17 protein-coding genes, 1 other RNA gene and 1 pseudogene are annotated in these 24,305 nt (G+C 72.4%); 3 read left to right on the top strand and 16 right to left on the bottom strand.

The annotated features are described in order from the left end of the window. Window positions 1-48 precede the first annotated feature (48 nt). Entirely contained in the window at window positions 49-627 is a 579-nt protein-coding gene (locus tag ACEZDG_RS29185; protein WP_380515373.1) for a YqgE/AlgH family protein, read from the bottom strand. 252 nt (window positions 628-879) lie between these two features. Here ACEZDG_RS29185 and murA point away from each other — a divergent pair, with 252 nt between their 5' ends. Beyond that, on the top strand, window positions 880-2,208 hold the full coding sequence (gene murA / locus ACEZDG_RS29180; RefSeq protein ID WP_380515055.1) for a UDP-N-acetylglucosamine 1-carboxyvinyltransferase: 1,329 nt from the start codon (window positions 880-882) through the stop codon (window positions 2,206-2,208). Between the two features lie 115 nt (window positions 2,209-2,323). Here murA and ACEZDG_RS29175 read toward each other — a convergent pair whose 3' ends face one another. The 9 genes from ACEZDG_RS29175 to ftsE form a co-directional block, all read right to left on the bottom strand. Continuing rightward, window positions 2,324-2,605, bottom strand: a complete 282-nt coding sequence (locus ACEZDG_RS29175) for an HU family DNA-binding protein (RefSeq protein WP_030260605.1) — start codon at window positions 2,603-2,605, stop codon at window positions 2,324-2,326. 394 nt (window positions 2,606-2,999) lie between these two features. Then, window positions 3,000-4,451, bottom strand: a complete 1,452-nt coding sequence (locus tag ACEZDG_RS29170) for an NAD-dependent malic enzyme (RefSeq protein ID WP_380515051.1) — start codon at window positions 4,449-4,451, stop codon at window positions 3,000-3,002. Window positions 4,452-4,772: 321 nt separating this feature from the next. Further along, window positions 4,773-7,091 carry a HelD family protein gene (locus ACEZDG_RS29165; protein ID WP_380515049.1) on the bottom strand — a complete coding sequence of 773 codons (2,319 nt, stop codon included), beginning with the start codon at window positions 7,089-7,091 and terminating at the stop codon, window positions 4,773-4,775. A 74-nt stretch (window positions 7,092-7,165) separates the two neighbouring features. Next, on the bottom strand, window positions 7,166-8,302 hold the full coding sequence (locus tag ACEZDG_RS29160) for a winged helix DNA-binding domain-containing protein (protein WP_380515046.1): 1,137 nt from the start codon (window positions 8,300-8,302) through the stop codon (window positions 7,166-7,168). 105 nt (window positions 8,303-8,407) lie between these two features. After that, window positions 8,408-8,775, bottom strand: a transfer-messenger RNA (tmRNA) gene (ssrA, locus tag ACEZDG_RS29155). A 123-nt stretch (window positions 8,776-8,898) separates the two neighbouring features. Then, window positions 8,899-9,384, bottom strand: coding sequence for an SsrA-binding protein SmpB (gene smpB / locus ACEZDG_RS29150; protein WP_380515043.1), 486 nt, complete (start codon window positions 9,382-9,384; stop codon window positions 8,899-8,901). 46 nt (window positions 9,385-9,430) lie between these two features. After that, window positions 9,431-10,531: a S41 family peptidase gene (locus tag ACEZDG_RS29145; protein WP_380515041.1), complete on the bottom strand. Its 1,101-nt coding sequence runs from the start codon at window positions 10,529-10,531 to the stop codon at window positions 9,431-9,433. Window positions 10,532-10,640: 109 nt separating this feature from the next. Next, complete coding sequence (gene ftsX / locus ACEZDG_RS29140) at window positions 10,641-11,594, bottom strand: permease-like cell division protein FtsX (protein WP_380515038.1); 954 nt, start codon at window positions 11,592-11,594, stop codon at window positions 10,641-10,643. Window positions 11,595-11,662: 68 nt separating this feature from the next. Then, complete coding sequence (gene ftsE, locus ACEZDG_RS29135; RefSeq protein ID WP_380515036.1) at window positions 11,663-12,352, bottom strand: cell division ATP-binding protein FtsE; 690 nt, start codon at window positions 12,350-12,352, stop codon at window positions 11,663-11,665. Window positions 12,353-12,747: 395 nt separating this feature from the next. On the opposite strand from ftsE, the gene ACEZDG_RS29130 reads away from it, so the two are divergent. Next, complete coding sequence (locus ACEZDG_RS29130; protein WP_380515033.1) at window positions 12,748-12,942, top strand: hypothetical protein; 195 nt, start codon at window positions 12,748-12,750, stop codon at window positions 12,940-12,942. Window positions 12,943-13,050: 108 nt separating this feature from the next. Here the strand turns inward: ACEZDG_RS29130 and ACEZDG_RS29125 are convergent, their stop codons facing one another. The 4 genes and pseudogenes from ACEZDG_RS29125 to ACEZDG_RS29110 form a co-directional block, all read right to left on the bottom strand. Continuing rightward, window positions 13,051-13,608, bottom strand: coding sequence for an LPXTG cell wall anchor domain-containing protein (locus tag ACEZDG_RS29125; RefSeq protein WP_380515032.1), 558 nt, complete (start codon window positions 13,606-13,608; stop codon window positions 13,051-13,053). 217 nt (window positions 13,609-13,825) lie between these two features. After that, a complete protein-coding gene (prfB, locus tag ACEZDG_RS29120; protein ID WP_380515029.1) occupies window positions 13,826-14,935 on the bottom strand; it encodes a peptide chain release factor 2 in 1,110 nt (369 codons plus the stop codon). A gap of 1,053 nt (window positions 14,936-15,988) precedes the next feature. Further along, a pseudogene (locus ACEZDG_RS29115) lies at window positions 15,989-17,278 on the bottom strand (serine/threonine-protein kinase); the annotation flags it as partial. Window positions 17,279-17,433: 155 nt separating this feature from the next. Further along, the gene (locus tag ACEZDG_RS29110) at window positions 17,434-19,161 is read right to left on the bottom strand and encodes a serine/threonine-protein kinase (RefSeq protein WP_380515026.1); all 1,728 of its coding nucleotides are present in this window, start codon (window positions 19,159-19,161) and stop codon (window positions 17,434-17,436) included. Between the two features lie 214 nt (window positions 19,162-19,375). Between ACEZDG_RS29110 and ACEZDG_RS29105 the strand changes: the two genes are divergently transcribed. Next, on the top strand, window positions 19,376-22,369 hold the full coding sequence (locus ACEZDG_RS29105) for an FHA domain-containing protein (protein ID WP_380515023.1): 2,994 nt from the start codon (window positions 19,376-19,378) through the stop codon (window positions 22,367-22,369). A gap of 13 nt (window positions 22,370-22,382) precedes the next feature. On the opposite strand, the gene ACEZDG_RS29100 is transcribed toward ACEZDG_RS29105, so the two are convergent. Continuing rightward, window positions 22,383-23,333 carry a carbohydrate ABC transporter permease gene (locus tag ACEZDG_RS29100; protein ID WP_380515020.1) on the bottom strand — a complete coding sequence of 317 codons (951 nt, stop codon included), beginning with the start codon at window positions 23,331-23,333 and terminating at the stop codon, window positions 22,383-22,385. Then, window positions 23,330-24,304, bottom strand: a complete 975-nt coding sequence (locus tag ACEZDG_RS29095) for a carbohydrate ABC transporter permease (protein WP_380515017.1) — start codon at window positions 24,302-24,304, stop codon at window positions 23,330-23,332. The genes ACEZDG_RS29100 and ACEZDG_RS29095 overlap by 4 nt, the downstream gene beginning before the upstream one ends. Window position 24,305 lies beyond the last annotated feature (1 nt).

Raw genomic sequence — 24,305 nt, 5'->3', positions numbered from 1 at the left:
GCCCGCGGACCCCGCCCAGGCACCATCGGCCTGGAGTGCCCGACGCGCTCAGTTCATCGAAGGATCGTCCGGGTAGGTCGCCACCATCGCCAGTTCCCCGCGCTGCCGCCGCAGCACCGCTCGCCACAGCCGGGCCGGGTCGGGCACCGACACGTCGCCCGGCTCGGAGTCCACCACGTACCAGGCGCCGTCCAGCAGCTCGTCCTCCAGCTGGCCCGGGCCCCAGCCGGCGTACCCGGCGAAGACCCGCAGCGAGCCCAGCTCGGAGGCCAGCAGCTCCGGCGGGGCCTCCAGGTCGACCAGGCCGATCGCGCCGTGCACCCGGCGCCAGCCGAGCACCTCCTCGACCGTCTGCTCGCCCGGCACCACGGCCAGCGCCAGCGCGGAGTCCAGCGCCACCGGGCCGCCCTGGAACACCACCGCCGGCGAGCCGGCCAGCTCCGCCCACGACTCCAGCACCGCCTCGACCCCCACCGGGGTCGGCCGGTTCAGGACCACGCCGAGCGAGCCCTCCTCGTCGTGGTCGAGCAGGAGCACCACCGCGCGGTCGAAGTTCGGGTCGGTCAGCGCGGGGGTCGCCACGAGCAACCTGCCAGCGAGCGAGACAACCTCGGTCATGTCTGAGATGCTGCCGCACTCCCCCGTCCACGGGCAATGAGAACGTCCGCAACTCGCCTTCCGCACACCGAAGCACCCGGCGAGTGAGACATTCGCCACACTCAGGGCCTCCGGCCTGGCCGGTTTCCGCCGCCATACCAAGGTCACACGTCACCGGGAACCACCGATATGCGCATTACCATCTCCTGAGGTGACGAACCCGCGACAAAGCGGGTCCGTCCCTCCCGCACCGGCCCTACCCTCACCCTGGATCGCGAGAACATGACCGAAGACGTCCTGCTTGTCCATGGCGGCAACCCGCTCGAGGGTGAGATCCGTGTCCGCGGCGCCAAGAACCTGGTGCCCAAGGCCATGGTGGCCGCCCTGCTCGGACACGAGCCGAGCCGGCTCCGCAACGTCCCGGACATCCGCGACGTCAAGGTGGTCCGCGGCCTGCTCCAGCTGCACGGGGTCACCGTGCGCGAGAGCGACGAGGCCGGGGAGCTGATCCTCGACCCCACCCACGTGGAGAGCGCCAACGTCGCCGACATCGACGCGCACGCGGGCAGCTCGCGGATCCCGATCCTGTTCTGCGGCCCGCTGCTGCACCGGCTCGGCCACGCCTTCATCCCCGGCCTGGGCGGCTGCGACATCGGCGGACGCCCGGTCGACTTCCACTTCGACGTGCTGCGCCAGTTCGGCGCCACCATCGAGAAGCACCCGCAGGGCACCGTGCTCACCGCCCCGCAGCGGCTGCGCGGCTGCAAGATCGAGCTGCCCTACCCCTCGGTCGGCACGACCGAGCAGGTGCTGCTCACGGCGGTGCTCGCCGAGGGCGTCACCGAGCTGCGCAACGCCGCCATCGAGCCGGAGATCGTCGACCTCATCTGCGTGCTGCAGAAGATGGGCGCGATCATCTCGATGGGGACCGACCGGACCATCCTGGTCACCGGCGTGGACCGGCTCACCGGCTACAACCACCGCGCCCTCCCGGACCGGCTCGAGTCCGCCTCCTGGGCCTGCGCGGCGCTGGCCACCGGCGGCAACATCTACGTCCACGGCGCCCGCCAGCTGGAGATGATGACCTTCCTCAACACCTTCCGGAAGGTCGGCGGGGCGTTCGAGGTGGACGACGAGGGCATCCGCTTCTGGCACCCGGGCGGCGAGCTCAACGCCATCGCCCTGGAGACCGACGTCCACCCCGGTTTCCAGACCGACTGGCAGCAGCCCCTGGTGGTGGCGCTGACCCAGGCCGCGGGCCTCTCCATCGTGCACGAGACGGTGTACGAGTCCCGGCTGGGCTTCACCTCGGCGCTGAACCAGATGGGCGCCCACATCCAGCTCTACCGCGAGTGCCTGGGCAGCACCCCGTGCCGGTTCGGGCAGCGGAACTTCCTCCATTCGGCCGTAGTCTCCGGGCCCTCCAAGCTCCAGGGCGGCGAGCTGGTCATCCCCGACCTGCGCGGCGGCTTCTCGTACCTGATCGCGGCCCTGGCCGCCCAGGGCACCTCCCGGGTGCACGGCATCGACCTGATCAACCGCGGCTACGAGAACTTCATGGAGAAGCTCCGCGCCCTCGGCGCCCAGGTGGAACTCCCCACCGAGGAGTAGCCCCCGCCGGGACGGACAACGCACCGCGCCGGGCTCCACGCCCCTGGAAGGGGGACGGGGAGCCCGGCGCGGTGCGTTACGGGGTGCTGCGGTACTTCGGTACTGCCCTGGGTGCTTACTTGCCCTTGGCGGCTTCCTTGAGCTTGGAGCCCGCGGAGACCTTCACGCTGTAGCCGGCGGCGATCTGGATCGGGTCGCCGGTCTGCGGGTTGCGCGCGGTACGAGCGGCACGGTGGGTGCGCTCGAAGGTCAGGAAGCCGGGGATGGTGACCTTCTCGTCACCCTTGGCGACGACGTCGCCGACGACCTCGGCGAGCGCGGCCAGGACGGCGTCGGCGTCCTTGCGGGTCACCTCGGCACGCTCGGAGAGGGCGGCCACCAGCTCACTGCGGTTCATGTGTACTCCATGTTGGTCTGTCGCGATGCGATCATCGGCTGCCCCGGAGGACCGCCGCCTCGGCTGTCGCGCCGCCCCCTGGGAGGGCGGCGTACCGACAGGCGATAGGGGTTCTGCTTGGTGCCCCAGGCTGCGCAAATCTCTTGCCTTGGGACGAATCCTGCCCCCACCACCGCCGGGAAAGCGAATCCGGCTCCTGCGGGGGTCACACGAACAGCGCCACGCAATACGCGCAGTGACGGTCCATCGGACTCCCGCCGGACACTCTAGGTGATGTACCTGGTGTGGCAGGCACGGCACGCCGGTGCATGGATACCGTACGCCCTGGGAGCAGATGCCCCCAAACAGCACGCTTCCGACACACCGGCGACCCTACCGACCGTCACCGTACGCCTCAGAGCTGGACGGCGGGGAAGGTGCCCGTCTCGCCGACCGGGTTCCGCGGCGCCTGGGCCGTCCCGGCGGCGAAGGCGGCGTCGCGGACGGCCGCGGCGACGGTCTTGGCGACGTCCGGGTGGAACACGCTGGGGATGATGTAGTTGGCGTTGACCTCGTCGGCGCTGACGGTGGCCGCCAGGGCGCGGGCCGCGGCGAGCATCATCTCGCTGTTGACGGTGCGGCTCTGAGCGTCCAGCAGGCCCCGGAACACGCCCGGGAACACCAGCACGTTGTTGATCTGGTTGGGGAAGTCGCTGCGGCCGGTGGCCACCACGGCGGCGGTCTGCCGGGCCACCGCGGGGTCGACCTCGGGGTCCGGGTTGGCCAGCGCGAACACGATCGCGCCGTCGGCCATCGCGGCGATGTCGTCCCCGTCGAGTACGTTGGGCGCGGAGACCCCGATGAACACGTCCGCGCCGCGGACGGCCTCCTTGAGCGAGCCGGTGCGCCCGCTGCGGTTGGTGTTGTCGGCGATCCACCGCAGCGACTCGTCGAGGTCGTCCCGCCCGCCGTGCACCACGCCCCGCACGTCCGCCACCGTGGCGTGCGCCACACCCGCGTCCAGCAGCAGCCGCAGGATGGCCGTCCCGGCCGCCCCCGCACCGGACATGACGACCCGTACGTCGCCGATCTCCTTGCCGACCACCTGCAGCGCGTTGGTGAGCGCGGCCAGCACCACGATGGCGGTGCCGTGCTGGTCGTCGTGGAAGACCGGGATGTCCAGCGCCTCGCGCAGCCGGGCCTCGATCTCGAAGCAGCGCGGCGCGGAGATGTCCTCCAGGTTGATCCCGGCGAAGCCGGGGGCGATCGCCTTGACCACGGCGACGATCTCGTCGGTGTCCTGGGTGTCCAGGCAGAGCGGCCAGGCGTCGATGCCGGCGAACCGCTTGAACAGGGCGGCCTTGCCCTCCATCACCGGCAGCGCGGCCTTGGGGCCGATGTTGCCGAGGCCCAGCACCGCGGAGCCGTCGGTGACCACGGCGACGCTGTTGCGCTTGATGGTGAGCCGGCGGGCGTCGTCGGGGTTCTCGGCGATGGCCATGCAGACCCGCGCCACGCCCGGGGTGTAGATCATGCTGAGGTCGTCGCGGTTGCGGATCGGCAGCTTGGACGACATCTCGATCTTGCCGCCGAGGTGCATCAGGAAGGTCCGGTCGGAGACCTTGCCGATGGTGATCCCGTCGATGGTCCGGAGCTTGTCGACGATCTCCTCGGCGTGGGAGACCGAGGCGGCGGCGATGGTGACGTCGATCCGCAGGGACTCCAGGCCGGAGGCGGTGACGTCCAGGCCGGTGACGGATCCGCCGCAGGACTCCACCAGGGTGGTGATCTGGCTCACCGCGTTGCCGCGGGCCGGGACCTCCATCCGCACCGTGATCGAGTTGGACACACTGGGCACCGTCGCCATCGACGTTCCTTCTCTCGTACGCGCGCACTTCATCAGGTTGGTGGTCTGATCGTCGCACCTACCAGTGCGTAAGTGGAAATGTTGTTCCACGGAGCGGAGAGCCGAAGATTCTGGTGCGAAGGGAATGCGTTCCCGGGGACCTTTGTTAGTCTGGGTGTGCGACACCGGCTCGATCCAAGCCCCCGGGCCCAACCTTAGTCGCCTAGAGCGACCACTTGCCGCGAGGCGAGCATGGCGGGTCGGTGTCGTACTGAACGTCAGCAAGGGCGCCCCAACCGATGGTTGGGGCGCCCTTCGGCATACGCCTCGGCCGCGCGGCCCTCAGCCGTGCAGCAGGGCCGGGACGCCGTCCGCGTCCGGCAGGTCCAGCGGCCCGGAGAGCACGGTCAGCCGCTGGGTGGCCCGGGTCAGCGCCACGTAGAGCACCCGCAGCCCGGCCTCGGACTCACCGGCGATGCCGGACGGGTCGGCGACCACCGTGGCGTCGTACTCCAGGCCCTTGGCCTCCAGGCTGCCCAGGGCCACCGCGCGCTCGCCGAGGCCGGCGATCCACCCGGCGGCCTCGCCCCTGCGGTCCATCGGCACCACGATGCCGACCGTGCCGTCCACCTCGCCGAGCAGCCGCTCGACCTCGGCCCTGGCCGCCGGGCCCACCGCGTCCTCGCCGGCCACCGAGACGAAGCGCGGGTGCACCCCGGTGGAGCGGACCGCGCGCGGCGGCTCGGTGCCCGGGGCGGCCTGCGCCAGGATCCGCGAGGCCACGTCGGCGATCTCGGCCGGGTTCCGGTAGTTGGTGGTGAGGGTGAACCGGCGCCGGGTCTTGCCGCCCAGGGTCTCGTCCATCGCGGCCTGGGCCTCGGCCGGGTCGATCCAGGAGCTCTGGGCCGGGTCGCCGACGATGGTCCAGGTGGCCTGGCGGGCCCGGCGGCCGATCATGCGCCACTGCATCGGCGTGAGGTCCTGCGCCTCGTCCACGATGACGTGCGCGTACTCGGTGCGCTCCTGCACCTCGCGGCGCGGGTCGTAGGAGCGGCGGTTGCGGTCGGCGGCGGTGGTGACCTCGTCCAGGCCGGTCAGCAGGTCCGCCGCGTCCACCTCGCGGACCCGGGGCCGGGCCGGCTCGCCGAGCAGCACCAGCAGCTCGTCCAGCAGCGCCACGTCGTGCGCGGTCAGGCTGCCGTTGCCGTCCTGGTCCAGGTGCTGCCAGGAGGCGGCCAGCAGCCGGGTCTCCTGCTGGCTCAGCGTGCCGCGGACCAGCCTGCCGACCAGCCGCTGGTCGCGCAGGGTGGCCAGGGCCCGGCGCGGGGTCAGCGAGGGCCACCAGGCGTCCAGGAAGCCGAGGAAGCGTTCGTCGTCGCTGATGTACTCGTCGAAGGTCTCCCGCTCGCGCTGCTGGTGCTCCCGGTCCACCCGGTCGCCGGTGCGCGGACGGGTGCGCAGCAGCAGCGACCAGAGGGCGTCCAGCAGCAGCCTGCGGGCCCGGGGCCGGAGCAGGTTGACGGGGGTGCCGCCGGTGCCGAGGATGCTGCGGCGCAGGTTGCGCAGCGCGTTGGCGTCCAGCCGCAGCACCTCGCCGAGGGCGCTGACCCGCAGCTCGGTGGGGGTGTCCTGAGTGTCGAGGGCGGTACGGGCGGCGCGGCGCATCAGCGCCACCATCCGCGAGGAGCCCTTGATCCTGGCCACCTCGGGGGTGTCGTAGGAGTCCGCGTCGACGCCGTCCACCAGGCCGCCGACGGCCCGGATCGCGACCTGCCCCTCCTCGCCCAGCGCCGGGAGCACGCCCTCGGTGTAGGAGACCAGCAGCGGGGTGGGGCTGACCACCAGGATGCCGCCCGCGTAGCGGCGCCGGTCCTGGTAGAGCAGGAAGGCGGCGCGGTGCAGCGCGACGGCGGTCTTGCCGGTGCCGGGGCCGCCGGTGACCAGGGTGGCCCCGGCCGCGGCGGCGCGGATCACGGTGTCCTGCTCCTGCTGGATGCTGGAGACGATGTCGCGCATGCTGTGGCCGCGGGCCCGGCCCAGGGTCGCCATCAGCGCGCCGTCGCCGACGATCACCAGCGGCTCGCCGTGCAGCACCGGCTCCAGGTCCGGGCGCAGCAGGTCGTCCTCGACCCCGAGCACCCGGCGCCCGCGCGAGCGGATCACCCGGCGCCGGATCACCCGGCCCGGCCGCAGCGGGGTGGACTGGTAGAACGGCGCGGCGGCGGGAGCCCGCCAGTCGATCACCAGCGGCCCGTACTCGGTGTCCAGCACACCGAGCCGGCCGATGTGCAGGGTCTCGGCGACGGCGGGGTCGGCCGGGTCCAGCGGGGTCTGCGAGGGGAAGCCGTCCTCCTCGGGGCCGTCCGGCTGCTGCAGGTCGATCCGGCCGAACAGGAAGTCCTCGAACTCGCTGTTCAGCCGCTGCAGGTGCAGTCCGGCCCGGAACACCTGGGCGTCGCGCTCGGCGAGCGCGCCGGGCGTGCCGACGGAGGCCTTGCTCGCGGCGTCGTTGAGGATGTACTCCGCCTCGGCGAGCTTCTCCTCCAGGCGGTGGTAGACCCGGTCGAGGTGCTGCTGCTCGCCGGCGATCTCACGGTCCCTGAGAGAGTCCGCGTGCGCGCGGCTGCTGCTGCCGGCCTGGATGTCGCTGGGCGCGGTCAAGGGACCCCCTGGTGTACGTGGTGTGCGGTGCTTTCCCCTCTTCTGCGAAGAAAAGGGGGACGGACGATCGTACGTCATCCGCCCGTGTCGGCGCGCATCCGTACGGTTACCGTCCACTCGGTCAGGTCCGGGCGGTGGAACCGCAGCAGTTTCTCGGCCTCCTCGCGCACCGCCTGCTCCTCCTCGGCGCTGAGCTCGGTGAAGCCGCTGACGACGACCTCGGGGACCGGACCGGCCGGTGCCACCGACCAGGCGCCGCGGACCCGGCCGTCCACCAGGAACGCCGCCAGGTAGCGGTTGAGCTGCCCCAGCCGGACCTGGTCCTCCGGGGTGATGATCCGACCGCGGTCGGCGTAGCCGAGCACCACGTTGTCGTAGTCCGGCAGGAACCGCACCGGCGCGGGGGTGTCCTCCGCCGGGCGCGGGGCGTCCGGGAGGTCGAACAGCTCGCGCCCGGACCCGGCGTCCAGGAAGGTGCGCAGCTGCGGGCGCAGCCGCTCGAACACCTCGGCCAGCCGGGTCAGCCCCGACCAGGCCTGGGCGTCGCGGACGGTCGCCGGGCCGAAGGCGGCCAGGTAGCGCAGCACCATCCGGTCCACCGAAGGGGCCGGGTCCAGCGGGCGGCCGAGCCAGTGCTCGGCGGTGGTGGAGGTGGGCGCGCCGCTCCGGCCCCACAGCCCGCGCGGCGGCACCTGCACCAGGGCCAGCGGGCTGTCCCGGACCGCCCAGGCCAGGGTGGAGCCGTCATAGCCGGGAAAGGCCTGCTGCAGGGCCGCGCCGAGCCGGCCGTTGGTCAGCGGCTCGGCCTCCAGCAGCTTTCGGGCGGCGGCCACCAGGTCCGCCTGCTCGATCCCGGCCAGCGCCTTGCGGTAGGCGCCCTTCCCGAACGGGCCGCGGTCGTTGACCACCTGGCAGAGCGGACGGAAGCTCAGCGCGTCGTCGGCGCTGAGCAGATGGATGGTGCCGCGCATCGCCGAGATCCGGACCACCGAGCGGTCCGTCATCAGCGCCGACAGCTGCTCCGGGTCGAAGTCGACCAGCCGGGTCCACAGGCCGGTGTAGGAGGCGTTGGGGACCTGCGCCTGCAGTCCGCCCAGGAACTCCACCGTCTCCAGCACCCCGCGCCGCTCCCTGGCCAGCAGCATCTGCCGGGCCAGCGTGGCGCGGTTGAGGGCACGGGCACTCAGCTTCTCCGTGGGCAACTTCTCCATGGGCCGAAGCCTAGGGTCTGTCCGACCGGAGAACGCCGAAAGCCGCCACGTCGCAGGGACGGGCGGCTCGGCGCATGGGGGGTGTGCCTTCCTGAAAGGGCACAGTGGTGGAGGTGGCGGGAATCGAACCCGCGTCCTGTGGTGCAAAACCAGGGCTTCTCCGAGCGCAGACCGCTGCGATTTTCTCGGCCCCGGCAGTCTCGCGGACAAGCCGCCGACGGGCCCAGTCACTGTTTGGTTTCCCGCCTCACCCCGTGACCGGGTGGGACGGTGGAGTTCCCTAGATTATGCCAGGGTCCGGGACGGGAACGCGCCCGGTCTGACACCTTTTACTCTCGCTCAGGCGGCGAGAGCGAAGGAATCGCTCTTAGAGTTGGCGATTATGTTTTGCGACATATGGTTTACGAGATCATTGCCGCTTCCTCGGCTCGCTTCCCCTGGATCGACATCCCCAGTCGAAACCGATCACCCCCATGTGGGTGCTATTCATTTGTCAAAGCACACTCGCTGGAATCGTGTGCTGTTTCGCCGGGACCTGGGGGGTCCTGCGTTACACCGTCCATCCTACGACCCCGCGAAGGGGTCGGTCCACCACATTAGGCCTGAGCGCGGCGGCGCACGGCGGACAGCGCGCGGTCGGTCTCGCGCCGGTCCTGCTTCTCCCGCAGGGTCTGCCGCTTGTCGTGCAGCTTCTTGCCCTGGGCCAGTGCCAGCATCAGCTTGGCCCGTCCGTCCTTGAAGTACAGGGACAGCGGGACCAGGGTGAAGCCGGACTCACGCAGTTTGCTGTCGAGCTTGCGGATCTCCTCCTTGTGCAGGAGCAGCTTGCGCCTGCGCCGGGCGGCGTGGTTCGTCCACGTGCCCTGCGCGTACTCCATGATGTGGACGTTGTGCAGCCAGGCCTCGCCATTGGTGATCTCGGCGAAGCCGTCGACCAGCGACGCCCTGCCTGCCCGCAGCGACTTGACCTCGGTGCCGGTCAGCACCAGGCCGCACTCGATCTCGTCCAGGATGTTGTAGTCGTGCCGCGCCTTCTTGTTCTGCGCGACGAGCTTGCGTCCGGGTTCTTTTACCTTGGCCATGATGGGGGCCATTCTCGCACCTGGAGCGGGCTCCCGGCACGGAGGTTTACTGGCTGTCCAGCCCGGCCAGGTCGTTGAGCACGGTCATCGCGGTGCGCTCCGCCGCCGGGGCCCCGTCCGCGGGCGGGACCGGGACGTCCGGGGTGATGCCGGTCCCGTCCAGGTCGTGCCCGTCCGGGGTGCGGTAGTGGCCGACGGTGCGCTCGACCACCGCGCCGCCGGGCAGCGGGTCGGGCTGCTGCACCGCGCCCTTGCCGAAGGTCCGTGAGCCGACCACCACCGCGCGGCCGCGGTCCTGGAGCGCGCCGGTCAGCAGCTCGGCCGCGCTCATGGTCCCGCCGTCCACCAGCACCACCACCGGGAGGCCGGTGTTGCCGCCCGGCTCGGCGGTGAGCGGGTAGGTCCTGCCGTCGTCCCGGTAGGAGCCGACCGGGCCGCCGTCCAGCAGGCTGGAGGCGGACTCGACCGACTCCTCCAGCAGGCCGCCGGAGTTGCCGCGCAGGTCCAGCAGGATGCCCCGGCCGCGGTCGGCCGCGCTCTGCTGCACCGCGGCCTCCACCTGGTCGCCGGTGCCGGTGGTGAACGCCGAGACCACGATCCGGGTGATCCCGGTCACCGGGTGGTCCACCACCACGTCCTCGGCGTCCAGCAGTTGGCGGCGCAGGGTCACCGTGCGGAGCTGCTTGCCCCGCTGCAGGGTGAGCGAGACATCGGTTCCGGCGACCGGGCTGCCGCCGCGCAGCAGGGCGACCACCTCGGTCACCGGCAGGCCGGTGACCTTCCGTCCGTCGACGGCCAGCAGCCGCTCGCCGGCCCGCACCGAGGCCCGGGCCGCGGGCCCGTCGCCGCGGACCTGGGAGACGGTGACCACACCGCTCGGGCTGCGGACCACCCACAGCCCGACGCCGGCGTAACGGCCGTCCAGGGCCTCGGTCATGACGGCGTACTGCTGCGGGCTGTAGTAGGCGGCCCAGCGGTCGCCGCTGTGCTCGACCCAGTGCCGCGCGGCGGCGTCGGCGCTCACCGACAGCGCGGGGGGCCGGCCCTCGCTGCCCCATGCGCCGGCGGTGGCGCCTGTTGCCAGCACGGCCCCGAACACCAGGCCGAGGGCCAGTTGCAGGCGGAGATGCGGATGGCTACCGGACATGCTGGCTGAGTCTAGGGGGCGGAGGCCCCGCTACCGCGACGAACGCAGCAGAACGCCCCGGACGCAGTACAACATCCGGGGCGCTCTTCATACTTACTGCCTGCCGGCGCTAGACCCGCAGGTACTTGCGCAGGGTCAGGAAGGCCGCAAGCGAGGACACCACCAGGCCGGCCAGCAGCATCAGCGGCATCACCTGGAACACCGGCCCCCAGCCGATGAAGGCGATCAGCTTGACCTGCTGGCTCAGGATCCGGTCGATGAACAGGTACTTGCCCACCGCCAGCATCGCCGAGGCCAGCACCGCGCCGACCACCGCCGCGAACGCCGCCTCCGCGATGAACGGCATCTGCACGTAGTAGTTGGAGGCGCCGACCAGCCGCATGATGCCGGTCTCGCGCTTACGGCTGAACGCGGACACCCGCACCGTGTTGACGATCAGCAGGATGGTCACGAAGGCCATCACCACCATGATGATCCAGGCGCCCAGCTGCGCCGTGTTGAGCAGGTTGAACAGGGGCTTCAGCACCTCGTTCTGGTCCTGCACCTCCTTCACCCCGGGCTGGCCGCCGACCAGGCCCGAGACCACCTGGTACTTCTGCGGGTCGGTCAGCTTGATCCGCAGCGAGTTCTCGAAGGAGTCGGCGGTGAGCGAGGGGATCAGCGGGTTCTTCGGGTCCTGCTTCTTGAACTCGTCCAGCGCCTGGGCCGGGGTCTCCGTGTAGAACTTCTCGACCAGGCCGGTCTTCTGCAGCTGCGCCTGGACCGAGTCCATCTGGGTCTGGGTGGCCGCGCCGGAGGCGCAGTTGGGGGCCACCGTGCCGACCACCGCGCCGGTGCCGGTACCGCCGCTGCCCTGGCCCGCGTCGGCCTTGTTGCAGAAGAAGATCGACACCTCGACCTTGTCGCCCCAGTACCCGCGCATGTCGCGGACCTGGGCGTTGAGCAGCAGGGCCGCTCCCACCATCGCGAGCGAGAGCGCCACGCTCACGACCACCGCGATGGTCATCGTCAGGTTGCGGCGGAGACCGATGCCGATCTCCGACATGACGAACTGTGCGCGCATGACTTCCTAGCTGTTCTTGACGTCGCCTGGTGCGGACGCCGAGCGGAGGGGACGGGTGGCCCCGGGCCTCAGTGCTGGTACCCGTAGACGCCGCGGGACTGGTCGCGGACCAGGTGGCCCTGGTCCAGCTCGATGACCCGCTTGCGCATCTGGTCGACGATGGCCTGGTCGTGCGTGGCCATCAGCACCGTGGTGCCGGTCCGGTTGATCCGGTCCAGCAGCTTCATGATCCCCACCGAGTTCTGCGGGTCCAGGTTTCCGGTCGGCTCGTCCGCGATCAGCAGCATCGGACGGTTCACGAAGGCGCGGGCGATGGCCACACGCTGCTGCTCACCACCGGAGAGCTCGCCGGGCATCCGGTCCTGCTTGCCGGCCAGGCCGACCAGTTCCAGCACCTCGGGGACGACCTTGCCGATCACATTGCGGGGCTTGCCGATCACCTCCAGCGCGAAGGCGACGTTCTGGCCGACCGTCTTGTTGGGGAGCAGCCGGAAGTCCTGGAACACCGTGCCCAGCTGGCGCCGCATCTGCGGGACCTTCCAGTTGGACAGCTTGGCCAGGTCCTTGCCCAGCACGTGCACCTCGCCGGTGCTGGGCCGCTCCTCGCGCAGGATCAGCCGCAGGAAGGTCGACTTGCCCGAGCCGGAGGAACCGACCAGGAAGACGAACTCGCCCTTTTCGATCTCTAGCGAGAGATTGTCCAGCGCGGGACGGTTCTGCTTCGGATAGGTCTTGGAGACGTTGTCGAATCGGATCACGGCTGCATCACGGTCGGCCAGTCTAGGTGTAGGAGGCAGCGCGGGTGCCGATAAATCCGGAACCCGCTTCCCTCCTCGCGGACAGGGACAGGTCTGTCAGTGGAGCCGCGCCACGGGGCGACGCACGGCTCCCCCGGTTGGCCGACCATACGCGAACCGGACGGCTGCTCACAGTCACGGGTACGGAATGGTGGGGGAGTTCACGGACGTAAACCATCAAATCGGTATAAAAATTCGCCAAATTCCTGGGATCATGCCACCAAGGTCACTGAGTGTGATCATCCTCGCGGACCGCACAGTTCAGGGAATCCGCGCGGATCGTGTTCGACATGGCACAGTGGAGGGAACCCACCCGGCATGGTGTCTCGTTGGGCAGGTCGAAGGAGGAGATCGACATGACGCTCGACCGTCTGGTGTGCGCCAACTGTGCTGGTCCGGTGGCGGAGGGACGCTGCCCCACCTGTCGCGCGAGCCGACAGCGACTGCAGGACCAGCGGGGCCTCTTCGGCAGCCTCTCCCCCGCCGCGCTGATCGCCCTGCTGGTGGCCCTGCTGGCCTGCGCGCTGATAGCGCGGCACGCCTTCGCCTGAGGCCCCCGCACAAGAGAGCTACGCGGTAAGAGCTACGCGGTACGTCGGAAAGGCCCCTGGAGTGCGCTCCAGGGGCCTTTCCGTGCTTCCTGCCGTCTGGGGCCCGGCTCAGGCGCCGTGCCGGGGGGCCGCGCTGCGCGGGCCGAAGCGGAACACCAGTCCGCCCGCGAGCAGGGTGAACCCGCCCGCCAGCAGGAACGGCACGCTGTCGTCCGAGCCGGTCTCGGCCAGCGTCTGCCGGGCCGGGGCCTGGGTCATCCCGCCGTCCCCCGGGGCCTGGCTGCGACCGCCGGACGTGCTGCTCGGGGCTCCGGCCGCGCCGGTGCCGGCGGAGGCCGTGGTGGCGCCGGGGTCGACGGTCGAGGTCGGATCCGCCGGGGTGGTGCCGGTCGGGTCGGCCGGGGCGGTGCTGCCGGGGTCGGCCGGTGCGCTGGTGCCCGGGTCGGCCGGGTCGGTGACCGGTGCGGCCGGGTCGGTGGTCCCGTCGCCCGCCGGGTCGTCGGCCGTGTCCGTGGAGGTGGGCACGTCCAGGTAGGCACTGGGGACGTCCAGCGGACCGTCGACGACCTTGTCGGGGGCCAGGGCCGGGGCGGTGACGGCGTTGGCGACTCCGGTGATCATCAGCCCCGCGCCGGACAGCGCCAGGGCGGCCGTGGCGACGCGCACGCCGCGCGAGCGAATGCCGACGCCCCTCTTCCGGTGTCCGCGACGGATATCGGCCACAACGGCCCCTCTCACCACTTCGCTTCCTGCCCGTACCGGGCATTGCGGGCCAGCATGCTGAATCGCACTACTGAACGTCAACGGCGATCTGTCCCGTTTCCGGGGCAGATCGCCGTGAGTGCTATGAATATTCCGAGTGGCTGTTTTCGGGGCGTACGCCCTATTCGGCCTTCTCATTCTGCTTGCGCCAGCGAATGCCGGCCTCGATGAACCCGTCCAGGTCGCCGTCCAGCACCGCCTGCGGATTGCCGACCTCGTACTGCGTGCGCAGGTCCTTGACCTGCTGGTACGGGTGCAGCACATAGGAGCGCATCTGGTTGCCCCAGGAGTTGCCGCCGTCCTTCAGCGCGTCCATCTCCGCCTTCTCCTCCTGGCGGCGCCGCTCCAGCAGCTTGGCCTGGAGCACGTTCATCGCGCTGGCCCGGTTCTGGATCTGTGAGCGCTCGTTCTGGCAGGAGACCACGATGTTGGTCGGGAGGTGGGTGATCCGGACCGCCGAGTCGGTGGTGTTGACGCCCTGGCCGCCGGGTCCTGAGGAGCGGTAGACGTCCACCCGGAGGTCGCCCTCGTCGATGTCGACGTGGTCGCTCTTCTCCACCACCGGGAGCACCTCGACCCCCGCGAACGAGGTCTGCCGACGGCCCTGGTTGTCGAACGGGGAGATCCGGACCAGCCGGTGGGTGCCCTGCTCGACCGAGAGCGTGCCGTAGGCGTACGGGACCTTGACGCCGAAGGTCGCCGACTTGATGCCGGCCTCCTCCGCGTAGGAGGTGTCGTAGACCTCGGTCGGGTAGCCGTGCCGCTCGGCCCAGCGCAGGTACATCCGCATCAGCCGCTCGGCGAAGTCGGCCGCGTCCACGCCGCCGGCCTCGGCCCTGATGTTGACCAGGGCCTCGCGGGCGTCGTACTCGCCGGAGAGGAGGGTGCGGACCTCCATCTCGTCGATGACCTTGCGCACGCTGGCGAGTTCGGCCTCGGCCTCGGCACGGGCGTCCGCGTCCGCCTCGTCCTCGGCCAGTTCGAACATCACCGAGAGGTCCTCGATCCGGCTGCGCAGCTGCATCACCTTGCGCAGCTCGCCCTGGAGGTAGGACAGCTTGCTGGTGACCACCTGGGCGGCGTCCGGGTCGTTCCACAGGTCGGGCGCGGCGGCCTGCTCCTCGAAGATCGCGATATCGGCACGGATCTTGTCGAGATCGACCACGGCCTCGATCGACGACATGGTCGTTTCGAGGGACTTGATTGCTTCGGATGGATCGATGGCTGCCACGCCACCAGCCTAATGGTTCCGGCGGGAACACAGCGCCGAGCCCTCCCCCGGCACGTACCCGCCCGGCCGCGGGGGCTACCGGGTGTGCGCGAACCGCAGGCCGCCGGCCGGGGTGCGCAGGAACAGGCCCACTCCGGTGGCGTCGGTGTAGGCGGCCGGCTCGCCGGTCGCGCCGTGCAGGGTGCCCGGGGTCCAGCGGGAGCCCTGGGCGCTGCCCGCGGCCTCGGCGCCGGAGGAGGCGAAGACGTACTGCACCCCGCTCGCCGTCTGCACCGCCTCCGGGCGGGACGCGGCGCCCGCCGCGGTCACCCCGGTGACCGGCTGGGCCTGGTACCAGAGGCCGTTGACGGCCTGGGTACGCAGCACCTGGCCGCCGTCGGCCGGGATGACGAAGGCGTCGATCCGGCCGCCGCCCTCGGCGACCAGGGTCGGCGAGCCGGTGATGCTGCCCGCGGTGGACACCGTGTGCCAGACGCTCCAGGCCCCGCTGCCGGCGTAGGAGCTGGTGGCGAGCACGCCGCCGATCCTGGCCACCAGGTCGATCCGGCTGCCGTGGATCGCGGCGGCGGGGGCCGAGTCCACCCGGACCTGGCCGTCCAGCTTGCCCCAGGCGCTCTCGGTCCACCGGCCCTGGAGCAGGGTGCGCTGGTAGACCAGGCCGTCGGTGCCCCGGGCGAACAGCCGCAGCCTGCCGTCCGGCAGCACCACGGCGGCGGGCTCGCCGCTGACCTGTATCCCGGTCAGCTTGCCCCAGCCGCCGAAGGCGGTGGCGCCGCGGGTGAGGAAGCGGACGTAACCGTCCGCGTCGGTGCCGAAGACATAGGCGGTGCCGCCGACCTCCACCGCGCGCAGGCCGCCGACCAGCGGCACCGGCGGCGCGGGGGCCGTGGTCCAGGCCGCCCAGACCGGCAGCGGCGCGGCGGCGGGCAGCGGGGTCGGGTCGCTCTGCCCGGCCACCGGGGCCTGCGGCAGTCCGGCGGCGCTGGTCGGCGCGGCGGAGACGTCGGGGGTACGGGAAGCGGGACGGTGGGTGCCGGCGCCGCTGCCGGTACGGCCGGCCCCCGCGCCGTCGGTGCCGTTGGCGAACGCCTTGTACGCGCCCACCCCGCCGGCGGCGACCAGCAGCACCAGCACCCCGGCCAGGATCCGGCGGCGCCGCCGGACCGCCGGGCCCGCGCCGCCGCGCTTGGCGCCGGCGTGGCGGTGGCCGCTGCCCTTCCCGGCCCTCCCGGCCTTGGCGGCACGTTCCTGCCGCGAAGCGGCGGCGAAGGAGGCCAGCTCCTCGGGGCTGGGGCGGCGCAGGCTGGTGTGGGTGTCCCGGCTGGAGTCCGGCTGGGCCCTCGGGGCCAGCGGCACGGCCGGACGGCGGCGGGGACGGCCGCCGGGACGGTCGGCGGAGCCGCGGTCGTCCAGGCTGTCGCGTCCGTCCGGGCCGTCCTGGTCGTCGTCCTCGTAGTCGTACTCGGGCAGTGCGGGGGCGGGCGGGGCGTCCGGGTGACTGACCGTCAGCACCGGCAGCCCGGCCAGCGACGGCAGCTGCTCGCGCAGCCGGGCGGCCAGCTCGGTGGCCCGCAGCCGGGAGGCCGGGGCCTTGGAGAGGCACTGCGCGATGACCTTCCACAGGTCGTCCGGGAGGCCCGGCAGCGGTGCCACGGTCTCGGTCACATGGCGGCGCAGCACCGCCCCGGTGTGGCCGCCGCCGAACGGGGTGAACCCGGCCAGCAGTTCGTACAGCACGGTGGCGAGGGCGTAGATGTCGACCGCGGCGCGCGGCTCCAGGCCCTCGATCACCTCGGGGGCCAGGTAGTCGGGGGTGCCGATGATCCTGGTGGCCCGGGTCCGCCGGGGGGCGTCGACCAGGCGGGCGATGCCGAAGTCGGAGAGTTTGGCGCGCGGGGCGCCGCCGGGTCCCGGTGACGAGGCCTGGTCGAGCAGGATGTTCTCCGGCTTGACGTCCCGGTGCACGATGCCGGCGGCGTGGGCGACGGCCAGGCCCTCGGCGACGTCGGCGGCGATGGAGACGGCGGCCTGCGGGGTGAGCGGACCCTCGCGGTCCAGCCGGGAGCGCAGGTCGGAGCCGTGCACCAGCTCCATCACCAGGGCCAGGTCGTCACCGTCCACCACCAGGTCGTGCACACCGACCACGCGCGGGTGGTCCAGGCTGGTGAGGGCGGTCCGCTCCTGGACGAAACGGCCGACCAGGACCTCGTCCGAGGCGAGGTCCTCGCGCAGCAGCTTGATCGCCACCGGCCCCTCGGGGCCCTCGCCCAGCCAGACGGTTCCCGCCGAGCCCCGGCCGATCACCTGGTGCGCGGTGTAGCGGCTGCCGATCTTGCGTGCCAAGGCTGCTCCGTGCGCGTAGGGACCTCTGCTGGCGGGCACCGGCGCGTCCTGGGCAAGTGCCAGCGACCAAAGTACGCGGGTTGGGGCCGCAGGGGGGAACCGGATGCAGGTTACTGCAGGTCAGATGTCGACAAAACGTCAATCCTGGCTACTGTTCAGCCTTTTGGGGTGGGCAGCGACGGGATGGTCGGGACGCTGTCGACGCCCTTCTTGATCTTGTCGGCGGTGCCGGTGACGTCGTTCCACCACTGGACCACCTGGTGCCACCAGGACTCCACATGGTGGATCCAGTCCTGGACCGGGGTGAAGTACCAGACGCAGGCCGCGATCACGGCCAGCACCAGCAGCGCGCGGAGGCAGCCGCCGCCGGGGATGCGGCGCCGACGGCGCGGCGGCCTCGGTTCGCGCTCCCGTCGCGGCGCGGGCTCCGGCGCCCGCTCCGGGGCACGCTCGGGCTCGCGGCGCGGCGCGGGCGCGGGGGGCGCGGAACGCCGGGACACCGGCTGCGGCCGGGCCTGCGGCGCGGGCTGCACCGGGGCCGGCTCCTGGTAACGCGGCTCCTGGTACGGCGGCTGCGCCTGCGGCGGAGCCGGGCGGTACGGCGGCGGGGCCACCTGCGGCTGCGGTCCGGCCTCGGCCGGGAAGCGGTAGTCGACCCTGGTCTGCTCGTTGCGGGTACGGGCGGCCCGCAGCTGGCCCTCCCACGGGTGCGGCTGCTGCTGGCCCTGCTGCGCCGCCTGGCCCTGCTGTGCCTGGGGTGCCTGCTGCGTCTGCTGGGCGGCGACGGGCACCGGCGGCGGCCCGAACTGCCCGTTCGACGGGGGGATCCGCTGGGTGCGCTCGGCCGACCCCGGCGGCAGCACCTGGGTCGGGTCGGCCGCCCCGAACGGGTACGCCGCCGCACCGAGCACCGTGGCCGCGCCCGGGTCGTAGCGCACCCCGTTGGGCACCGTCGGGTCGTTGCCGGCCGGCAGCCGCGGGACCAGCAGCGCGCCCACCGCCAGGGCCGCCTCGATCTGGGCCGACCCGGCGTGCACCCCGACGCCCGCGGCGACCGTGCGCAGCGCGGTGGCCAGGGTCACCGCGTCGGGCCGCTGCGCCGGGTCCTTGCGCAGGCAGTACTCGATCACGGTCCACAGCGGCTCGGGCACATTGCGCGGGCGCTGCGGCTCCTGCGAGAGGTGCGCCTGCAGGATCTGCAGCGGTCCGTCGCCGTGGAACGGCGGCTGCCCGGTCAGCAGTTCGTACAGCATGATGCCGGCGCCGTAGATGTCCACGGCGGCGGTCTGCTGGCGTCCCTCGGCCGACTCCGGCGCGACATAGGCGGGGGTGCCGACGAACTCGTGGGTCCGGGTCAGCCCGGGCGAGTCGGCGAGCCTGGCGATGCCGAAGTCGGTGAGCAGCGGGTGCATCTGCTCGTCGCCCTCGGGCGTCCGCAGCGTCTCCAGCAGCACATTGGCCGGTTTCAGGTCCCGGTGGACCACCCCGTCGGCGTGGCTGGCGGCGAGCGCGTCGGCGATCTGCGCCATCAGCAGCGCGCCGGCCACCGGGCTCAGCGGGCCGTGGGTGCGCAGGTAGCGGTTCAGGTCGGGGCCGTCGACCAGGTCCATGACCAGGGCCAGCAGTTCGCCCTCGACCACCAGGTCGCGGACCCGGACGATATTCGGGTGGATCAGCCGCAGCAGCACCGAGCGCTCGCGCAGGAAGCGCATCACCACATCGGGGTCGGTCGCCAGTTCCTCCTTGAGGACCTTGATCGCGACCTGCTCCGGGCCCAGACCGTCGACCCCGGACGCGTCCCGGATCCGGGCGCGCCAGACCGTCCCGGTGGCACCGCGTCCCAGCGGCTCCTCCAGCAGGTACTTGCTGCCTACAGGCCGCACCCGTGCGCTCCTCGTTGTGCCGTCACCCACGCACTGCACTTTGCAGGGCAGGGCCACACTAAGCCCCTACCCGCTGGACGCCCCGCACTGTGCCGGAAGTTCCCAAGATCACTGGAAAGGGTGCCGGGAGCAACATGTCGGTGGGGGGTGGGAGGATGCATGCAGCACCGGGGTTGGGGCAGGCAGGTGCGAAACCGGAAGGGGCCGAGGGACGATGCAGATCCGGCTGAGCGTTCTCGCGGCGCGCGACGGCGCGCCCTCGGCGCGGGCCCAGGCCCGCGGCCGGGTGCCCGCGCAGATCGCCGACGTGCTGGTGACCGCTCCGGCGGGGACGACCCTCGGCGCGGTGGCGGGGGCGCTGGCCGGGGCGGTGGGGGCGCGTCCGGGCCCGCGCGGCAGCCGCTCGGCCGGCCAGGTGCTGCTCTTCGCCGGTGACCAACGGCTCGACGAGCGCTCGGTACTGGGCCATCCGCCGCTGCTGGACGGCGTGGTGCTGCGGCTGGACGAGCCCGACCCGGACCATGTCGCCGGGGCCGAGAGCCCCGACTCCCCCGCCGAGCTGCGGGTGGTCGGCGGCCCCGACGCCGGCGGGATCCACCTGCTGCTGCCTGGTCGGGTCCGGGTCGGCCGCTCGGCCGAGGCCGACGTCCCGCTGGACGACCCCGACGTCTCCCGCTTCCATCTGGCCCTGGACGTCTCCGCCGACGGCCGGGTCACCCTGGCCGACCTCGGCTCCACCAACGGCACCGCCCTGGACGGCGCGCCGGTCGGCGCCGAGCCGCTGCCGCTGCCGCCGGGCGCGGTGGTCACCCTGGGCGAGTCGGCCCTGCGGGTCGCCCTCGGCGAACGCCGGGCGGCCTCCTCCCGGCGCACCGACCCGTCCCCGTCCGGACTGCTGCCGGACGGGCAGGGCCATCTGCAGCTCGCCGCCCGTCCCGACAGCGGTCCGCCGCCCGCCCCCGGCAAGCCCGGCGGCCCCACCGCCAGCGGCACCGGCAGCTCACCGATCGGCAAGCCGCCCGGCGGCCGGGCCAAGAGCCTGCTGGCTCGGGGCGGCGAGCGGCTGCTGCGCGGCCGTTCCGGCTCCGCCGGACGAGCCGCCGAACCGGCGCCTGCCCCGCCGCGCCCGGCCGGCCAAGGCGCGGGCGCGTCCGGCAGCGCGGCCGGTGGAAGCGCGGTCGGCGGGACCGGAAGCGGCAGCGGGGGCGCCACCCCGCCGCACGGCGTGCGGCTGCCCCCGGCCCGGCTCGCCGCAGCCGCCGACGCCGCCCGCTGGCCCGACCCGGCCGAACTGCTGCACACCGCCCTGGGCCCGGGCCCCCGGCTGTGGGAACGCGGCCCCGAGCACCCGGACGCGCTGGCCCTGCGGCTCGGCAGCCTCGGCCCCGGGGCCGCCCCGGCGGTGCTTGACCTGCGCGCGGCCGGCAGCCTCGGCCTGACCGGCCCGAGGGCCCGGCTGACCGGCCTGGCCCGGGCCCTGCTGGCCCAGCTCGCGGTGCTGCACGGCCCCGGCACGCTGGAGCTGGTGCTGGTCGCCGCCGACCCGTCCCGGCCGGCCGAGGCCAGGACCGAGGACTGGTCCTGGCTGCACTGGCTGCCCCAGCTGCGCCCCGGCCGGGGCCAGCCGTGCCGGCTGCTGACCGCCTTCGACCCGGAGCAGGCCCTGGCCCGGCTGACCGAGCTGGAGGCCACCACCGCGGCCCGCCCCGGCGGGTTCACCGTGCTGGTGGTGGACGGCGACCCCGGCGGCCCCGAGGCCGCCGCCGTGCTGGCCACGCTGCTGGCGCACGGGCCCGCCAGGGGCGGCGTGCACCTGCTGCTGCTGGCCGAGCGGCCCGACCTGCTGCCGCCCGGCTGCGGGGCCACCGCCGCCGTCACCGGCGAGGTCGGCACCCTGCTCAGCCTCGAACGCCCGCTGCCGCACCTGTCGGCGTCCGCCCCCGGCGGCCTCGGCGGGCTGCACCGCGCCGCCCCGGCCCGGGAACTGGTGGACGGCATCGCCCTGGACGCGGTCTCCGCGGCCTGGGCCGAGCGCCTGGCCCGGGCCCTGGCCCCGCTGCGCGAACCGGACTGCACCCGCCGTCCGGGCCGGGGCGCGCTGCCGGACACCCCCCGGCTGCTGGACCTGCTCGGCCTGGACCAGGTCACCCCGGCCAGGCTGTCCGGACGCTGGGCCGAGCTCCAGGTCGGCACCGGTACGCTGCCCGTCGCCGTGGTCGGTTCCGACCGCGAGGGGCCCTGCGGACTGGAACTGACGGACCATCTGCTGATCGGCGGCGCCGCCGGGTCGGGGCGCACCGAGCTGCTGCGCGCCCTGCTGGCCTCGCTGGCCGTCGCCGAGCGCCCGGACCGGCTCGGCTTCCTGCTGATCGAGGGCCGCCCCTCCGCGGACCCCGCCGCCGGGCTGCGCCCCTGCGCCGAGCTGCCGCATGTCACCGACTACGTGGACGGCTCGGACGAGCTGCGGCTGCTGTACGCCGCGCAGACCCTGCTGGGCGAGCTGGACCGGCGCGAACAGCTGCTCCAGGGGCGCTCGTTCGCCTCCTGGCACGCCGAACGCGCGCTGGCGCGGCTGGCGCCCCCGCGCCGTCCCGACGACGACTACCCGTCCGGCTACCCCGCGCCCGGCGCGCCGGGCGGCGTCCCCGGCGGGCATCTGATCCTGGACACCGCGCCCCCGGCGCACCTGGTGGTGGTCGTGGACGACCACGACGAGCTGCTGCTCCCCGGCCGGGAACGGGCCGCCCTGGCGGCGGCGCTGGACGCGGTCGCGGTCCGCGGGCCCCGGCTCGGCATCCAGCTGGCGGTCAGCACCGGCCGCCCCGACCGCAGCAGCGGCACCGACCTGGACGAGGCCGCGCACCTGCGGATCGCGCTGCGCACCGACGACGCCCGGCTGTCCTCGCTGCTGATCCATGTCGACGACGCCGCTACCGTCCCCGAGGACCGGCCGGGACGCGGCTGGATCCGGCACATCGACGGCGGGGTGACCGCCCTGCAGACCGCGCGGATCAGCGGCCGGATCCCCCGCACCGCGACGCTGCGGCCGACCGTCGCCCCGCTGGACTGGACCGCGATGGGCGACCCGCCGCCGCGCCGCCCGGTGCGCGAGCTGGGCAACGGGCCGACCGACCTGGCGCTGCTGGCCAGCGCCCTGCAGCGGGCCTCCGAGACGCTGGGGGCAACCCCGGTGGCACCGCTGCTGTAAGGAGGATCCGCGGTCAACCCTTGACCGAGCCGGCCAGCAGGCCGCGGACGAAGTAGCGCTGGAGGCCGAAGAAGACCGCCAGCGGGATGATGATCGAGATGAACGCCCCCGCGGTCAGGATCTCCCAGTGGTCGCCGAAGGAGCCGGACAGCTGGGCCAGCCTGACCGTCATCGGCGAGACGTCCGCCGTCCCCCCGGTGAAGGTGAGCGCGACCAGCAGGTCGTTCCAGACCCAGAGGAACTGGAAGATCGCGAACGAGGCCAGCGCCGGGGTCGCCAGCGGCAGCACGATCGACCGGAACACCCGGAAGTGGCTCGCCCCGTCCACCCGGGCGGCCTCGATCAGGTCGTTGGGCAGCTGGGCGATGAAGTTGTGCAGCAGGAACACCGCCAGCGGCAGCGCGAACATGGTGTGCGAGATCCACACCGGCACATAGGTCTCGCCCACGCCGAGCCCGGGGAAGACGGTGACGCTGCCGATGTGGGCGCCGCCGGAGTACAGCTGGAGCAGCGGGACCAGCGCCATCTGCAGCGGCACCACCTGCAGCGCGAAGATCACAAAGAAGATCACGTCGCTGCCCCGGAACCGCACCCAGGCCAGCGCGTAGGCGGCCATCGAGGCCAGCGCCAGCGGGAAGACGGTGGCCGGGATGGTGATCGCCAGCGAGTTGACCAGGTACGGCATCAGCCCGTTGTCCACCCCGAAGCCGCCGTTGAACAGCACCTCGTGGTAGTTGGACAGGGTGATCCCGGGGTGCGAGAAGAAGGTCCACCAGCCCGACTGGGCCACGTCCTTCTCCGGTCGCAGCGAGGTCACCAGCAGGCCGAGGGTGGGGATGGTCCACAGCACCGTCAGCAGGATGACCAGGAAGGAGGCGATCGGGCTGCTGAACGCCCGGCGGACCGCCTTCGCCCCGGCCGGGCCGGTGGCGACCTGGGGCTGGTCCTTGACCACGTCGCTCATCGGTGGGCACGCTCCCTGCGCAACTGGACGATGTTGTAGCCCACCAGGGGCAGCACCGCGATGAAGAGGATCACGGCGAGCGCGCTCCCCCGGCCCCTGCTGAACTGCACGAACGACTGCGAGTACATCTCGTTGGCCAGGACCTGGGTGCCGAAGTTGCCCCCGGTCATGGTGCGGATGATGTCGAACAGCTTCAAGGTCGTGATCATGACCGTGGTGAGTACCACGACCAGGGTGTTCCGGATCATCGGAATGGTGATGTGCCGGAACAGGCCGAAGCCGCGTGCCCCGTCCAGCACCGCCGCCTCGGTGATCTCGTCCGGGATCGCCTTGATGGCGGCGGAGAGGACGACCATGGCGAAGCCGGTCTGCACCCAGACCATGATCGCCATCAGCAGGAAGTTGTTCAGCGGATGGGAGAGGATCCAGTTCGGCGGGTGGCTGCCGCCCAGCCACAGCCAGATCTGGCTGAGCAGCCCGATCTGCGGCTGGGAGGGGTCGCGGTAGTTGTAGACGAACTTCCAGATGATGCTCGCGCCGACGAAGGAGATCGCCATCGGCAGGAAGATCAGCGACTTGTAGAGCGCCTGCCGCTTCAACCGGTCCACCAGCAGCGCCAGGGCCAGGCCGAGCACCGTGGTCACCACCGGGGCCACGATGATCCACAGCAGCGTGTTGAGCAGCACCTGCTGCTCACTGCTGGTGGTGAAGGCCCAGGTGTAGTTGTCCACGCCGAGGAACTTGGTGGCGCCGTCGTTGAAGAAGCTCAGGTAGATCGTCCGGATCGCCGGGATCACCAGGCCGACCGCGAGCAGCACCAGCGCGGGTCCCAGGAAGATGACCGAGGCCAGCGGTTTGGCGATGCGGCCGGAGGCCCGGCCCGCCGCGAAGAAGACCAGTACCAGGACGGCGACGAAGACCAGAATGGCACCGGCCGCATTGCCGAACTTGGTCAGCGCGTCAGCCCACATG

The organism is Streptacidiphilus alkalitolerans, from assembly GCF_042511045.1.
Lineage (GTDB): Bacteria > Actinomycetota > Actinomycetes > Streptomycetales > Streptomycetaceae > Streptacidiphilus > Streptacidiphilus alkalitolerans.
This window is presented reverse-complemented; position numbering and strand designations above follow the sequence as displayed.

Excerpts from the sequence above, each read along its gene's own strand:
- murA (WP_380515055.1), top strand. The coding sequence starts at position 880 with ATGACCGAAGACGTCCTGCTTGTCCATGGCGGCAACCCGCTCGAGGGT.
- ACEZDG_RS29175 (WP_030260605.1), bottom strand. The coding sequence starts at position 2,605 with ATGAACCGCAGTGAGCTGGTGGCCGCCCTCTCCGAGCGTGCCGAGGTG.
- ACEZDG_RS29105 (WP_380515023.1), top strand. The coding sequence starts at position 19,376 with ATGCAGATCCGGCTGAGCGTTCTCGCGGCGCGCGACGGCGCGCCCTCG.
- ACEZDG_RS29095 (WP_380515017.1), bottom strand. The coding sequence starts at position 24,304 with ATGTGGGCTGACGCGCTGACCAAGTTCGGCAATGCGGCCGGTGCCATT.
- ftsX (WP_380515038.1), bottom strand. The coding sequence starts at position 11,594 with ATGCGCGCACAGTTCGTCATGTCGGAGATCGGCATCGGTCTCCGCCGC.
- ACEZDG_RS29145 (WP_380515041.1), bottom strand. The coding sequence starts at position 10,531 with ATGTCCGGTAGCCATCCGCATCTCCGCCTGCAACTGGCCCTCGGCCTG.
- ACEZDG_RS29100 (WP_380515020.1), bottom strand. The coding sequence starts at position 23,333 with ATGAGCGACGTGGTCAAGGACCAGCCCCAGGTCGCCACCGGCCCGGCC.
- ACEZDG_RS29130 (WP_380515033.1), top strand. The coding sequence starts at position 12,748 with ATGACGCTCGACCGTCTGGTGTGCGCCAACTGTGCTGGTCCGGTGGCG.
- ACEZDG_RS29160 (WP_380515046.1), bottom strand. The coding sequence starts at position 8,302 with ATGGAGAAGTTGCCCACGGAGAAGCTGAGTGCCCGTGCCCTCAACCGC.
- smpB (WP_380515043.1), bottom strand. The coding sequence starts at position 9,384 with ATGGCCAAGGTAAAAGAACCCGGACGCAAGCTCGTCGCGCAGAACAAG.
- ACEZDG_RS29170 (WP_380515051.1), bottom strand. The coding sequence starts at position 4,451 with ATGGCGACGGTGCCCAGTGTGTCCAACTCGATCACGGTGCGGATGGAG.